Origin of the sequence: Microbacterium sp. NPDC064584 (assembly GCF_040687315.1) — a bacterium.
GTDB classification, from domain to species: Bacteria; Actinomycetota; Actinomycetes; order Actinomycetales; family Microbacteriaceae; genus Microbacterium; species Microbacterium lacus.
This window is the reverse complement of the sequence record NZ_JBFBMZ010000001.1, coordinates 598,486-610,775: the sequence shown is the minus strand read 5'-3', so window position 1 is coordinate 610,775 and position 12,290 is coordinate 598,486. Positions and strand designations below refer to the sequence as shown.

Here is a 12,290-nt window from a genome sequence, read left to right as displayed (position 1 = left end):
GACCGGCGACAGAAGGAGTACCACCATGAACCTCGCCCTGATCATCATCATCGTCATCGCGGTCATCCTTGCGATCTTCGGCGGACTGAACTCGGCGCTGAGCTGGCTCCTGTGGGTCGCGCTCATCGTCGGTGTGATCGCGCTGATCGTCTTCCTGTTCCGCGTCATCAGCGGCAGCCGCCGCACCTGAAATCGTGTCAGCCGTCTTGGCTGACCCGCTCCCCCCGGAGCTCGGATGCCGTGTCACGACGAATTCGTCGGGACACGGCATCCGGTGTCTCGGGGGCCTCAGGCGCTGGGCGCGACCAGCCACGCCGTCGACTCGCCGGGAACCATACCGGGAGCCGCGTCCGCGCTGGCGAGGACGACCTCGCCCTCCAGCGCGTACGGCTCGGTCCCGAAGTTCGTCACGACGCTCCACCCGTTCGGCCTTTCGAAGCGCAGCACGTCGGCCCGCCCCGTGTCGACCCACGTGAGAGCTTCCGGCCCCTGCAGCTCGTGTCGCAGCGCGAGCGCGCGGCGGTAGAGCGTCAGGGTCGACGCGGGGTCAGCCTCCTCGTCCTGTACGGATGCCGCCGCGAACCACTCCGGCTGCGGAAGGTGCGCGCCCGCGGCGCCGAACCCGAAGGATGAGCCCTCGCGCGTCCAGGGCAGCGGCACGCGGCATCCGTCCCGGCCGAGGTCGACGCCCGGGCTGCGGAAGAACGTCGGGTCCTGCCGGTCCTCGTCCGCGATGTCCCCGACTTCATGGAGCCCGAGTTCCTCCCCCTGGTACAGATACGCCGAGCCGGGCAGACCCAGGACGAACAGGGTGGCGGCCCGCGCCCGGCGAAGGCCGCCGACGCGATCGACATCGGACTGCCTGCCCCCCGACAGCAGCCACTCGTTGCCGTGCTTGAGCGCGGGCCGCCCGTCTGCGCCGCGCGCGGGCCGAGCGAGCCCGTAGCGCGTGGCGTGCCGGACCACGTCGTGGTTGGACAGGACCCACGTCGTGGACGATCCGGAGGATGCCGCGAGGGCGAGGTTCGCCGTCACGATCCGATGGAACTGGTCGGCGTCGAAGTCGGCCTCGAGCAGGTCGAAGTTGAACGCCTGGCCGAGACTCTCGGCGCTCGCGTACAGCGGAACCCGGGACGGGTCGACCCACGCTTCCGCCACCGCCGTGCGGGGCGGGTCGTACGAGTCGAACACCTGGCGCCACTCGGCGTACACCTCGTGCACGTCGTCACGGTCGATCATCGGATGCCGGCCGTCGCGCGGCAGGGAGTCGAGCTCGGCCTGCGACGGCAGCGGCTCGGTCAGGTCCTTCGTGAGCATGTGGGCGACATCGATCCGGAACCCGTCGACGCCGCGGTCCGACCAGAAGCGGAGGGTCGTGAGGAAGTCCTCGCGCACCTCCGGGTTCGCCCAGTTCAGGTCCGGCTGCTCGACGGCGAAGTTGTGCAGGTACCACTGGCCGTCGGCCACCCGTTCCCATGCGGACCCCCCGAACGTGGAGACCCAGTCCGTGGGCGGCTCGCTGCCGTCCGGACCCGTGCCCTCGCGGAAGATGAACCGGTCGCGCGCGGCCGAGCCGCGGCCGGCGGCCAGTGCCTCCTGGAACCACGCGTGCAGATCGGACGTGTGGTTCGGGACGATGTCCACCACGACGCGGATGCCCGCCGCGTGCAGCGCGGCCACCATCGCATCGAAGTCCTCGAGCGTGCCGAGCCGGGGATCCACATCGCGGTAGTCGGCGACGTCGTAGCCGCCGTCGGCCAGCGCCGAGGGGTAGAAGGGACTCAGCCAGACGGCGTCCACCCCCAGTCCGGCGAGATAGGGGACGCGCGACGTGATGCCCGGGATGTCCCCCAGTCCGTCGCCGTCGGCATCGGCGAAGCTGCGGGGATACACCTGGTAGACCACCGCCTGGCGCCACCAGGCGGCGTCCTCGGAGGAGAAGGCGGGACGGGAGAAGGAGTCGAGAACAGTGGTCACGGAGACCGGGTTTCCTTTCTTCGGTGATGGGACTTCGGTGGTGGGGCGGGTTCTCAGCCCTTGACGGCACCCTGCGTGACGCCCTCCATCACCCATCGCTGAGTGAAGAGGTAGACGACGATCGCGGGAGCCATGGCCATCAGGTACGACGCGAAGGCCACGTTGTAGTTGTTGCTGAACTGCGACTGGAAGAGGTTCTGCCGCACCGGGAGCGTCTGCAGCGCCGGGTCGGAGATGATGAGCGACGGCATCATGAAGTCGTTCCACGCGTACAGGAACGCGAAGATGCCGACCGTGGCGCTCATGGGCGCGAGCAGCGGGAAGATGATCCGCCAGAACGTCTGCCAGGTCGACGCCCCGTCGATGCGGGCGCTCTCCTCGAGCTCGAGCGGGATCGAGCGCAGGAACGCGGTGAACAGCAGCACGCTGAAGCTCAGTTGGAACATCGTCGCGAGGATGACCACGCCGAACGGGTTGTCGAGCCCGACGCGGCCGGTGAGCTGGATCTGCGGCAGCGCGACGACCGGAAACGGGATGAACATCGCCGCGAGCAGGTAGAAGAACGAGTACCGGAACAGGCGCCGATCCCAGTTGCGCACGATCGCGTAGGACGCGAAGGCCGCGAGGACGATCGTCGCGGTCACCGTTCCGGCCGTCACCAGAAGCGAGATCGCGGCGCCGACGGGGAACTTCGTGAGTGTCCACGCCTGCACGAAGCCGTCGATGCTGAACGGGGCCGGAAGCGAGAAGGCGTTGCCGTCGACGGCCTGACCGGTCGTCTTGAAGGCCATCGCGAGCGTGACGTAGAGCGGCAGGAGCACGGTCACGGCGCACAGGATGAGGATGATCGTCGGCGACCAGTTCACCCGATCCGTGAGCCTGGCGCGTGGGGCGGGTCGCGGCTTCTGCAGACCGACGGAGACATCGGCCTGCTCGAAGGCGAGGGCCGGCTGGGTGGTGGTCATCAGAACTGGTTCCTTCCACGCGTGAGGGAGAGCTGCAGGACCGAGATGAGCACGGCCACGATGAAGAAGATGGTGGCGTTGGCCATCTGGTAGGCGTAGTCGCCGCCGTTGAACCCCGCGATGATCGTCATCGCGACGCTCCGCGTCGACGTCCCCGGGCCGCCGTTCGTGAGGCCGACGATGATGTCGTACGCATTCAGGAAGCCCTTGAACCCGAGGATCACGTTGATGACGACGTACCCGGCCACGAGCGGCAGCGTGATGCGCAGCAGCTGCTGGGTCTTGGAGGCGCCGTCCAGATCAGCCGCCTCGTAGACGTCGCCCGGGATCGAGAGCAGCCCGGCGATGTAGATGAGCAGCGTGCCGGGGATCGCCTGCCACGCGGTCACGATCACGATCGCGATCCACGCGAAGTCGGGGTTGGCGAGCAGGCTCGTCTCCAGGAACGGGATCCCGAGCGCGCCGGCCGCGGTGGGCACGGAGTTGGAGAACAGGAAGTTGAAGACGTAGGCGATGATGATGCCCGAGATCACCATCGGGATCACGAAGATCGCACGGAGACCCGTCTTGAAGCGGATGCGCGACGTGAGGCCGACCGCGAGCAGGAACGCCGCCACGTTGACGACGATGACGGTCGCCACGGAGAACCCGAACGTGAACAGGTAGCTCTGCAGGATCGCCGGGTCGCTGAAGAGGGCGATGTAGTTCGTGAGCCCGTTGAAGCTCCACTCGCCGATGCCGATCGAATCGGTGAAGCTGAAGAAGATGCCGATGATCCCGGGCACCGTGATCGCCAGCGTGAACAGCACGAGGCTCGGCAGCAGGAACAGGTAGTAGATCGGTTCGACGCGACGCGTGCTGCGCCGTGCCGCCGTGTCACCCGCGGTGACGATCGTGGAGGTACTCATCCGGCAGACTCCTCTGTCTGGGTGGCGACGATCGGAGCGCGGAAGGCGATGCGAGCCCAGTCCGCGTCCATGGTGCGCAGGATGCGGGCGGGGTCGGTCCCCAGCACCATCGCCTGCGCATAGTTGAAGACCGGCAGGGTCTTGGGGACCAGCACCGACGGCCCCTGGTAGATCCGGCCCTCCTGGTAGAAGGGGATCATCCCCGCGATGCGCGGGTCGTCCGGCGCAGGGGCGTCCGTTGTGGGTGTGAACCCGAGCTGCGAGGCGTTGTAGGCCTCGATGATCTCGGGCTGGTAGAGGTACTCGAGGAAGTCGCGGGCGGCCTCCTGGTGGCGCGAGCCCTCCGGGATCATCGCGGCGAGGTCCATGTTCACGCGCACCTCGAGGTCGTCGGGGTCGTCCGTCAGCGGCAGCGGGAACGTCCCGAGCTCCAGATCGGGCGCGGTCTTCGCGATCTCGCCGAAGGCCCACGGCCCCTGCAGGTACATCGCGGCCTCGCCCTTGCCGAACGCGAGGTTGCCGTCGCCGTAGCCACGGCTCGGTGCGTCCTCGTTCACGTAGTCCGATGCCAGCCGGGTCATCTTCTCCATCGGCTCGGCGAAGTCCTTCTGGAACGACACGGTCGAGTCGGGACCGACCTCGGTGCCTTCCGCGTTCATGCCGTCGAAGAAGTCGATGACATCCAGCGAGCCGCCGACGGAGTAGTCGTACCAGCCCTGGCCGACCGTCCAGTCGTCCTTGAACGTGGCATAGAAGGGCGTGACGCCGGCGGCCTGCAGCGCGTCGCACACCTCGATCAGCTCGCTCCAGGTCTGCGGCACCTCGAGGCCGTTGTCGGCGAAGATCTGCGTGTTGTAGATGACGGATGCCGCCATGACGGAGTACGGGAGTGCGCTGATCCGACCCGCGCAGCTGCCGTACTGGTCCAGCAGAGGCTGGAGGTCCTCACGGACCGTGGCAGCGGCATCCGTGCCGGTGAGATCGCTCAGCGCGCAGCGCTGCACGAACCGTGCCACTTCGAAGTTGTAGTTGGCGAGCATGATGTCGGGCGGGTTGCCGCGGACGAAGCTCGCCGACACGACGTCGACGCCCGACGTGTCCATCTCGACGCGCACGTCGTCCTGCGACGCGTTGTAGTCGGCGACGACGGTGTTCATGAAGTCGAGCGCCTCGCGCTTGCTGAAGGTGAACCGGATGGTCTCGCGCCCGTCCGCCGAGCAGCCCACGAGGAGCGTGCCGACCATCGCGCCGAGCAGTCCGACAGCGACGGCCGTGGAGACCGGCCCTCTCCGTCGTCGGAATCGATCAGCCACGTCGCTGTCCTTTCTGCGGGTCGACTGCGGCGACGACCCTTTGGTTGGGGGAGTAGATTTAATGTCCGAATCAAATCGATGTGGTCCATAATGCAGGGTGGAAGGGAAGAGGTCAATACCCGTGTCGCAGACGATCTCACCCACCGCGGTTCGACGCACGAGCCTGGGCGGTGTCCTGTCGTATGCGTGGGATGTCGAGGTCTTCACGGCGAGCGACGCGATGGCGGCTGTGGGGCTCACGCGCTCGACCACGATCGACGTGATCGAGGAGCTCGTGGAGATCGGCCTCCTGGACGAGCTCGAGAACGCCCGTGCGGTGGGCGACTACCGCAAAGGCCGCCCCGCGCGGCGGTTCCGGCTGCGCGCCGATGCCGCCGTCGTCGTGGGCATCGACCTCGCGCCCGACCACATCCTCACCGTCGTCGCGAATCTCCGCGGCGACGTGCTCGTGCGGCGCGCGTCGCACACCGACCTCGCTCACGATTCACCGGCGGAGCGACGGGATGCCGCGGCGACAGCGGTCGATGACGCGCTCAGCGCGGCCGGGCGCACGCGCGCCGACGTCCTCTCGCTGTGCGCGGGCGTGCCCGCTCCGGTCGATGCGAGCGGATCCTCTCCCGCGCACCGCAACGGATTCTGGCGCCGGATGAACCCCGACCTCAGCGAGATGTTCGGAGCGTGGGCGCCCATCGTCCGCGTTCTCAACGACGCGTCCCTGGCCGCCGTGGCCGAGGGGTCCGTCGGCGCGGCGGCGGGCGTGCGCGACCACGTCACACTGCTCTGCGGACGCTTCCTCGGGGCCGGTGTCGTCGTGGACGGCAATCTGCTGCGCGGCGCGCACGGCGGCGTCGGCGAGATGGTCGCCTTCGATCACGTGGTGGGTGTCGGAGGCGCCGGCGGGCTCAGCGAGCGGGCAGCGGAATGGGCGCGCGAGGCCATCGCTTCGGGGACGGTCCCGTCCGACTCCGGCCTCGCGACGCTGCCCGCGGCCGAGCTCACCGGTGACGCGGTGTTCCGCCTGGCGCGCGAGGGCGATGCCGAGGCCGCCCGCATCGTCGAGCGTGCCGGTCACGCGCTGAGCGTCATCACCGGCGTGATGGGCAGCCTGTTCGACCCGCGACGGGTCGTCGTGTCGGGGATCGACCCGGTGGATGCCGCGCAGCTGGTCGCGGCGGCGCGCGAGTCACTCCCCCTCGAGCTCGACCTGCCGGCTCCCGAACTCGTCGCCTCCCGGCTCGGGCTCGACGTGATCTGCACCGGCGCAGTCTCGGCCGCACTGGACGCGGCGCGGTCCGGCGTGCTCGACCTCGCGGACGAGCCGCGCCGGACCGCACTGCAGAGGGTGGGCTAGAGGTTCGCGTCGGCGTACGCGCGCAACGCGTCCCGCACGAACTCCGCGCCCGCCGTGCCCCCGTAGTTCGCGCCGAAGCGCTCATCGGCGACGTACATCTCGCCGAGTCCGATGACATAGGCCTTCGTCTCGGCGGGGGTGCCGGTGGGCGTTCCGGGGATGCCGGTCAGCCAGCGGACGTGCCGCTCGGCCAGAGCCGCCGCTTCGGGCGCGTCGGGAGCGATGCCGGACTCCGCCGCAGCCGCCCAGTCGCGACCGAGATCTGCGACCCGCTGCTGCCAGTCGCCCTGCTCCGCGGCGCTCATGCCGCGCCACCAGCGGTCGCCGTCGGCGTAGGCTGCCTGCCCCCAGCGCTCGATCACCTCGTCTCGATATTCCGTGTGGTCGAAGCCGTCGAACATGTCGTGTGCCATGGGTTTCTCACCTCCCTCCATTCCGTCGATCGTCGCCCTGACGGCCGCGATGCGGCGCGCCAGTCGGTCTTGTTCCTGCCGCAGCCACGAAAGGTGATGCGTCAGTGCGTCATGCGCACTCACGCGCCGGTCGAGCACCCCGGCGATCTCCGGCAACGACAGACCGAGGTCGCGCAGCAGCAGGATGCGCTGCAGGCGCACGAGCCCGTCTCGGTCGTAGTGCCGGTAGCCGTTGCGGCCGACCCGCGACGGCGTGAGCAGCCCGATGTCGGCGTAGTGCCGGAGCGTGCGACTCGTCGTGCCGGCGAACCGTGCGATCTGCTGGATCGACCACTCCTCCATCGCGACTCCCTTCTCCTCCGCGGTCATAATCCGACGCTAGAGGTTGACGCTGCGTCAAGGTCAACCCCTACGCGTCCAGATTCTTGACAAGAACGCGATATATCGTGTTACTCTCCTGCTATCGCGATATATCGCGATTCAACCGCAAGAACGGAAGTGCACCATGACTCTGGAGAAGTGGATCATCCACCCGGGAGAGACGCGCGTCATCGACATCGAGACCGTGCGCAAGCTCAAGGTCGGACTCGTCGGCGGCCAGATCGACGTGATCGGACATGATGAGCCCGGCGCCCGCATCGAGGTGCACGGCGTGACGATCAAGGATCTCCGCATCGAGGTCACCGGCGACGTCGTCGAGATCGATCACCCGCAGCTGCGATGGGACAACTTCCTCGAGGTGTTCCGCAACTTCGGCGCCGGCGGCCCGAAGGCCGAGATCAGCGTCGCCGTCCCCCGCGAGGTCGCGCTCAACCTCGGCGTCGTCTCGGCCAGTGCGCTCGTGTCCGGCATCCGTCACGACACCCGCCTGAACACCGTCTCCGGCGACATCATCGTGGACGGCATCGACGGCGACCTCACCGTGAACGCCGTCTCGGGAGACGTGCAGATCCGCGAGCTCGTCGGATCGCTCAGCGCCAACAGCGTCTCGGGTGATGTCGCGGCGACCGGGTCGCTGCGCAAGGCGACGATCGACACCGTCTCCGGCGCGATGCTGGTCGACTCGACCGGCGACGTGCACCAGGTGGCGCTGAACACGGTGAGCGGCAACGCGACCGTCCGGCTCGATGAGGGCCACCCGGCCAACTTCGTGATCCGCAGCGTCAGCGGACGCGTCCAGGTCGACGGCGTGGTGCGCTCGGGTCAGGGCACCGGTCCGACGACGAACTTCAGCGGCTCGGTCGGCGAGCTGAGCGGATCGTTCGTCGACGTGCGGTCCAACTCCGTGTCGGGCGATGTCACCGTACTCCGCCGCGCGGTGTCGAGCATGGCGGATGCCGGCCCGTCGGCGTCCGGCCCGGCTGCGGCGGGCGCGGAGCCCCCCGCCGGCGCATCCACGGAGGGCACGACCGAGGGGCAGTGGTGATGACCCCGGTCTTCTCGCACGGCGACCTGCGCCTGTACCTGCTGAGCCTTCTCGACGAGGGCCCGCGGCACGGCTACGACATCATGCAGGCGCTGTCGGACCGCACGGGCGGCACCTACACGCCCAGTGCCGGCACGATCTACCCGCGCCTGTCCAAGCTCGAGGAGGAGGGGCTCGTCACCAAGACGGTGGACGGCCGCAAGACCGTCTACGAGATCACGGACGCCGGCCGCGCCGAGGTGGCCGCGCGCGCGGGCGACCTCGAGGGGATCGAGGCGGGCCTGACCGATTCGGTGCGCCTGATCGCCGACGAGGTGCGCGGCAGCGTCCGCGAGGCGATGAAGAGCCTCCGCGCCGACCTCGCCGCCGCCGCGCGCGACGAGGAGGCGGGCGCGACGCCCGCTGCGCCGACCGATGATCCGCGCGTGTCCAGCCGCGAACAGCTGCACCGCGCCGACACGGCGATCACCGAGTTCCGCGCGCAGCTCCGCGCCGACCTGCGGTCGCACGTCGCCCGCGGGGGCGAGCTGGCGGCATCCGTCATCGACGATCTGGCGCGATCGCTCGACGACATCGCCCGCGACATCCGCGGGTCGCTGCGCGGCTGATCCGGCACTCTTCTTCGCTGAGACGACATCTGCACGTCGAGACTGTGGGCTTGACCCATCGTTTCGACGTGCAGATGTCGTTTCAGCGTCAGAGGATCAGGCGGGCCAGATCTCCTCGTCGTCGGGCACGGGCTCACCGAGCGGGATCACCAGGATCGGCCGCTGCTGACGGTGCGCCAGACGCGCGGCGACGGATCCGGTGAAGAACTCACGAATCGACTCCCCGATGCCGCGCTTGCGCGTACCCACGACGAGCAGTCGCGCGTCCACCTGTTCGGCGAGGTGCTTCATCGCCATGGCGGGATCCCCGACGAGCTGCCGGACGCTCCACGCGACGTCGTGGCCATCCAGGATCTTGGCTGCTTCGGCCGTCACGATGGCCAGGTCGTTCTCGCCCGCGGCGATGTTGATGTCGATCGGCGCGGAATGGACATAGCCGTCCGGATCCTCGTAGGTCACGAACCGCGTGACGTCCACGTGCACCACGACGAGCGGTGCGCCGAGGAGCTTCGCGTACCGGCCGGCCTCGCGCACGACGCGGGTCGGGATGCCGGGCACGACGCCCACGAGAACCGCCCCGCGCAGCGCCTCGGCCTCGCCGCCGCCCATCCGCTCGGGATCGCCGCCGACAGCGGGAAGATCGGGAGTGTTCGGTGCGTCAGCGGCCATGCGTCATCGCCTTTCCGTGCCGGGGCGGAGCGGTCGGTGACCGGGGGCTCCGTGTTATCCTGAATGCTACTCTTACCGGCCTCGAAGCCGGTTTCGTGAATGCCCGGGTCCACGCGGCGAACAGCCCCGCAGCACCCGTTACTCAGAAATGAGGGGGTCTCGCATGGGGCGTGGCCGTCAGAAGGCGAAGCACACCAAGATCGCTCGCGAACTCAAGTCGTACAGCCCGACCGTGAACTACTCCGCACTGGAGAAGGAACTCGGCCACCCGGACGACGAGCAGTACGTCGACAAGTGGGCAGACCAGTACGCCGACGAATACGAGGACGAGAAGGCCTGAGCCCTCTCGCCCCCGTTCGGCACGCCTGAGATCAGGCCGTCTCGCCCTGCTGGGCAGCCCTCCGGCGCGCCCGCCGGTCCTTCCACCACGCCCAGAAGCGATCGAGCTGACGCTTCAGCCACGTGGCGATCCGTCGCGCCCAGTGGAACTCCGTGCCGAGGACGGCGAGGCCGAGGAACACGACTAGCCAGCCGGGACCCGGCAGTGGCACGAGCAGCAGTCCGAGCACCGTGAGGGTGCCGCCGATCACGGCGACGACGGCTTTGTACAGACGCTCGAGACGCGGATGCCGACCCACCCGGTTGCGCAGGCGTCGCAGCATCCGTCGCACGGGCTGGTCCGCCCGCTCGCCCTGCTCGATCTCGCTGCGCACCGTGCGTTCGAGGTCATCGGAGAGGTGCTCGCCACCCCAGAGCGCGTCCTGCTCGGCCTGGCTCGGCAGCTGATCGGAAGGCATGCGCCGACGCTAACACGATATATCGCGTATCTCCTGTGAGCTTCGTTCCGGTGTGTGCGCGGCGTCAGACCGGTCGAGGAAGATGTCCGGGCAACGCGGAGACCGGGGGGGAGGCGCTGCCCGTCGGGCCGAAGAGGAGCATCCGGACCATGTCGAGGAACATCGCGAAACGAGGCGCGCGGAGCGTCGGCGCGGCGTCTGAACCGGCGGCCCCTGTCGGCCCCCCGTTCGCGGAGGCGCTCACCTGCGTTGCGGGCTGAACGCCGGCGACCGGCTGGGCATCACGCGCGGCGCGCGCGGCATCCACCTCGGCAGGTCGGGGACGATTCTGCAGGTCCGCCGGAATGTTGACCGGCGCCGGCTCCAGAGGGTGCACGGCGGGACCGGAATACTCCGGCGGAGGGGAGGTGTTGTCGCCCGCGGGCATCTGAGGCTCGAGCGGTGCGGGCGCCACAGGCAGCTCATCGGCGGGAGGCTCGGGTGCGACGGTGTCCGCGAGCGCCGGGTTCGCGCCGGACGCCATGAGCATGAGCGACACCAGGGCGATCGGCGCTCCGTGTCGCCACCGCCTGCGCGGCCCCGCCTGTCGCCTCATGTGGTCCTCTCCGACCGCTGCACGCGGGCGCGCCGATCGTATCATCGCGTCGGCGAGCGTCGACGCGCGGATCCTTCCGGTGCGCCGCCCTTGCCCTGAGGCTCCCCGCGCGCTGAGATGGGGCAACAGAAGGAGACGCGATGGAGCGACCCGAGTTCACGATGGGCATCGAGGAGGAGTACCTGCTCGTCGACCGCGACTCGCGCGCGCTCGGTGTCGCGCCCGAGGGCTTCATCGAAGACTGCAGCGCCGAGCTGCAGGAGCAGGTGAGCCCCGAGTACAAGAAGTGCCAGGTCGAGATCGGCACGAGGGTCGCAACGAGCGTCGGGGCCGCCCGCGACGACCTGCGGCGCCTGCGCTCGACCGTGTCCCGGCACGCCGCCCGGTACGGACTCGTTCCGATCGCGGCATCCTGTCACCCCTTCTCGGACTGGAAGACCCAGCACCACACCGACAAGGAGCGCTACCGCGGGCTCGAGCGCGATCTCGCCGGCGTCGCCCGCCGACTGCTGATCTGCGGCTGCCACGTGCACATCGGTCTGGGCGATGACGCCCTCCGCATCGACCTGATGCGGCAGATGCCGTACTTCCTGCCGCATCTGCTCGCCCTGTCCACCTCATCGCCGTTCTGGCAGGGCGAGGACACCGGGCTCGCGTCGTACCGCATCTCGGTGTTCGACAACCTCCCCCGCACCGGGCTGCCGCCGGACTACCAGAGCTGGGGTGAGTACGAGCGGTCCGTCGGCGTGCTTGTGAACCTCGGCATCATCGAGGATTCGTCGAAGATCTGGTGGGACATCCGTCCCTCCCACCACTACCCCACGCTCGAGACGCGCATCATGGACGTCTCGCCGCGCGCGGAGGACGCGCTGACTCTCGCGGCGGTCACGCAGTGCGTCATGCGGATGCTGTGGCGGCTGCGTGTCCGCAACCAGCGATGGCGCCTGTACGACCGGTTCCTCGTCGGCGAGAACCGCTGGCGGGCTCAGCGCTACGGCGTCACGGAGGGGCTGATCGACTTCGGCGCCGACACGATCGTGCCGTTCCCGAAGCTCATGACCGAGCTCATCGAGATGATCGGGGAGGATGCCGACGCCCTGGGGTGCCGCGCGGAGGTCGAGCGCGTGCTCACGATCGCCGAGGCCGGCACCTCGGCGGAGCGGCAGCGCGCCGTCGCGGCCGCGGCGACCGCTGCGGGCGCCGACCAGGACGCCGCGATGACCGCGGTGGTCGACCACCTGATCGAGGAGTTCCACCACGACCTCTGA

Annotated in this window: 14 protein-coding genes; 6 read left to right on the top strand and 8 right to left on the bottom strand. The window is 69.0% G+C overall.

What is annotated here, in order from left to right:
- Positions 1-25 precede the first annotated feature (25 nt).
- Positions 26-190, top strand: coding sequence for a hypothetical protein (locus AB0P18_RS02960; protein WP_179430109.1), 165 nt, complete (start codon positions 26-28; stop codon positions 188-190).
- Between the two features lie 98 nt (positions 191-288).
- Here the strand turns inward: AB0P18_RS02960 and AB0P18_RS02955 are convergent, their stop codons facing one another.
- Genes AB0P18_RS02955 through AB0P18_RS02940 form a run of 4 tightly spaced genes read right to left on the bottom strand, consistent with a single transcriptional unit; the run spans position 289 to position 5,094 of the window.
- Positions 289-1,977, bottom strand: coding sequence for an alpha-amylase family glycosyl hydrolase (locus AB0P18_RS02955; RefSeq protein WP_363358866.1), 1,689 nt, complete (start codon positions 1,975-1,977; stop codon positions 289-291).
- A 53-nt stretch (positions 1,978-2,030) separates the two neighbouring features.
- Complete coding sequence (locus tag AB0P18_RS02950) at positions 2,031-2,942, bottom strand: carbohydrate ABC transporter permease (RefSeq protein WP_363358865.1); 912 nt, start codon at positions 2,940-2,942, stop codon at positions 2,031-2,033.
- Positions 2,942-3,850, bottom strand: coding sequence for a sugar ABC transporter permease (locus tag AB0P18_RS02945; RefSeq protein ID WP_363358864.1), 909 nt, complete (start codon positions 3,848-3,850; stop codon positions 2,942-2,944). The genes AB0P18_RS02950 and AB0P18_RS02945 overlap by 1 nt, the downstream gene beginning before the upstream one ends.
- Complete coding sequence (locus AB0P18_RS02940) at positions 3,847-5,094, bottom strand: extracellular solute-binding protein (RefSeq protein ID WP_363359101.1); 1,248 nt, start codon at positions 5,092-5,094, stop codon at positions 3,847-3,849. Before AB0P18_RS02940 ends, AB0P18_RS02945 begins: the two co-directional genes overlap by 4 nt.
- A gap of 190 nt (positions 5,095-5,284) precedes the next feature.
- Between AB0P18_RS02940 and AB0P18_RS02935 the strand changes: the two genes are divergently transcribed.
- Positions 5,285-6,514, top strand: a complete 1,230-nt coding sequence (locus tag AB0P18_RS02935; protein ID WP_363358862.1) for an ROK family protein — start codon at positions 5,285-5,287, stop codon at positions 6,512-6,514.
- On the opposite strand, the gene AB0P18_RS02930 is transcribed toward AB0P18_RS02935, so the two are convergent.
- Complete coding sequence (locus AB0P18_RS02930; RefSeq protein ID WP_363358860.1) at positions 6,511-7,296, bottom strand: MerR family transcriptional regulator; 786 nt, start codon at positions 7,294-7,296, stop codon at positions 6,511-6,513. The genes AB0P18_RS02935 and AB0P18_RS02930 overlap by 4 nt on opposite strands.
- Before the next feature lie 136 nt (positions 7,297-7,432).
- Between AB0P18_RS02930 and AB0P18_RS02925 the strand changes: the two genes are divergently transcribed.
- Together AB0P18_RS02925 and AB0P18_RS02920 are read left to right on the top strand one after the other, a co-directional pair.
- Positions 7,433-8,353 (top strand): DUF4097 family beta strand repeat-containing protein, encoded by a 921-nt coding sequence (locus tag AB0P18_RS02925; RefSeq protein ID WP_363358859.1) that lies wholly within the window; start codon positions 7,433-7,435, stop codon positions 8,351-8,353.
- Positions 8,353-8,961, top strand: coding sequence for a PadR family transcriptional regulator (locus AB0P18_RS02920; RefSeq protein WP_363358858.1), 609 nt, complete (start codon positions 8,353-8,355; stop codon positions 8,959-8,961). The genes AB0P18_RS02925 and AB0P18_RS02920 overlap by 1 nt, the downstream gene beginning before the upstream one ends.
- Positions 8,962-9,057: 96 nt before the next feature.
- On the opposite strand, the gene AB0P18_RS02915 is transcribed toward AB0P18_RS02920, so the two are convergent.
- Entirely contained in the window at positions 9,058-9,570 is a 513-nt protein-coding gene (locus AB0P18_RS02915) for a universal stress protein (protein WP_363359100.1), read from the bottom strand.
- A gap of 223 nt (positions 9,571-9,793) precedes the next feature.
- Between AB0P18_RS02915 and AB0P18_RS02910 the strand changes: the two genes are divergently transcribed.
- A complete protein-coding gene (locus tag AB0P18_RS02910; RefSeq protein ID WP_091701886.1) occupies positions 9,794-9,970 on the top strand; it encodes a DUF3073 domain-containing protein in 177 nt (58 codons plus the stop codon).
- A gap of 31 nt (positions 9,971-10,001) precedes the next feature.
- Here AB0P18_RS02910 and AB0P18_RS02905 read toward each other — a convergent pair whose 3' ends face one another.
- A complete protein-coding gene (locus tag AB0P18_RS02905; RefSeq protein ID WP_344051202.1) occupies positions 10,002-10,427 on the bottom strand; it encodes a TIGR02611 family protein in 426 nt (141 codons plus the stop codon).
- A gap of 64 nt (positions 10,428-10,491) precedes the next feature.
- On the bottom strand, positions 10,492-11,022 hold the full coding sequence (locus tag AB0P18_RS02900; RefSeq protein ID WP_363358857.1) for a hypothetical protein: 531 nt from the start codon (positions 11,020-11,022) through the stop codon (positions 10,492-10,494).
- A gap of 140 nt (positions 11,023-11,162) precedes the next feature.
- On the opposite strand from AB0P18_RS02900, the gene AB0P18_RS02895 reads away from it, so the two are divergent.
- A complete protein-coding gene (locus AB0P18_RS02895; protein ID WP_344051201.1) occupies positions 11,163-12,290 on the top strand; it encodes a carboxylate-amine ligase in 1,128 nt (375 codons plus the stop codon).

Coding starts and splice junctions, on each gene's coding strand:
- AB0P18_RS02925 (WP_363358859.1), top strand. CDS start 7,433: ATGACTCTGGAGAAGTGGATCATCCACCCGGGAGAGACGCGCGTCATC.
- AB0P18_RS02920 (WP_363358858.1), top strand. CDS start 8,353: ATGACCCCGGTCTTCTCGCACGGCGACCTGCGCCTGTACCTGCTGAGC.
- AB0P18_RS02930 (WP_363358860.1), bottom strand. CDS start 7,296: ATGACCGCGGAGGAGAAGGGAGTCGCGATGGAGGAGTGGTCGATCCAG.
- AB0P18_RS02945 (WP_363358864.1), bottom strand. CDS start 3,850: ATGAGTACCTCCACGATCGTCACCGCGGGTGACACGGCGGCACGGCGC.
- AB0P18_RS02895 (WP_344051201.1), top strand. CDS start 11,163: ATGGAGCGACCCGAGTTCACGATGGGCATCGAGGAGGAGTACCTGCTC.
- AB0P18_RS02915 (WP_363359100.1), bottom strand. CDS start 9,570: ATGGGCGGCGGCGAGGCCGAGGCGCTGCGCGGGGCGGTTCTCGTGGGC.
- AB0P18_RS02900 (WP_363358857.1), bottom strand. CDS start 11,022: ATGAGGCGACAGGCGGGGCCGCGCAGGCGGTGGCGACACGGAGCGCCG.
- AB0P18_RS02905 (WP_344051202.1), bottom strand. CDS start 10,427: ATGCCTTCCGATCAGCTGCCGAGCCAGGCCGAGCAGGACGCGCTCTGG.
- AB0P18_RS02960 (WP_179430109.1), top strand. CDS start 26: ATGAACCTCGCCCTGATCATCATCATCGTCATCGCGGTCATCCTTGCG.
- AB0P18_RS02940 (WP_363359101.1), bottom strand. CDS start 5,094: ATGGTCGGCACGCTCCTCGTGGGCTGCTCGGCGGACGGGCGCGAGACC.
- AB0P18_RS02950 (WP_363358865.1), bottom strand. CDS start 2,942: ATGACCACCACCCAGCCGGCCCTCGCCTTCGAGCAGGCCGATGTCTCC.
- AB0P18_RS02910 (WP_091701886.1), top strand. CDS start 9,794: ATGGGGCGTGGCCGTCAGAAGGCGAAGCACACCAAGATCGCTCGCGAA.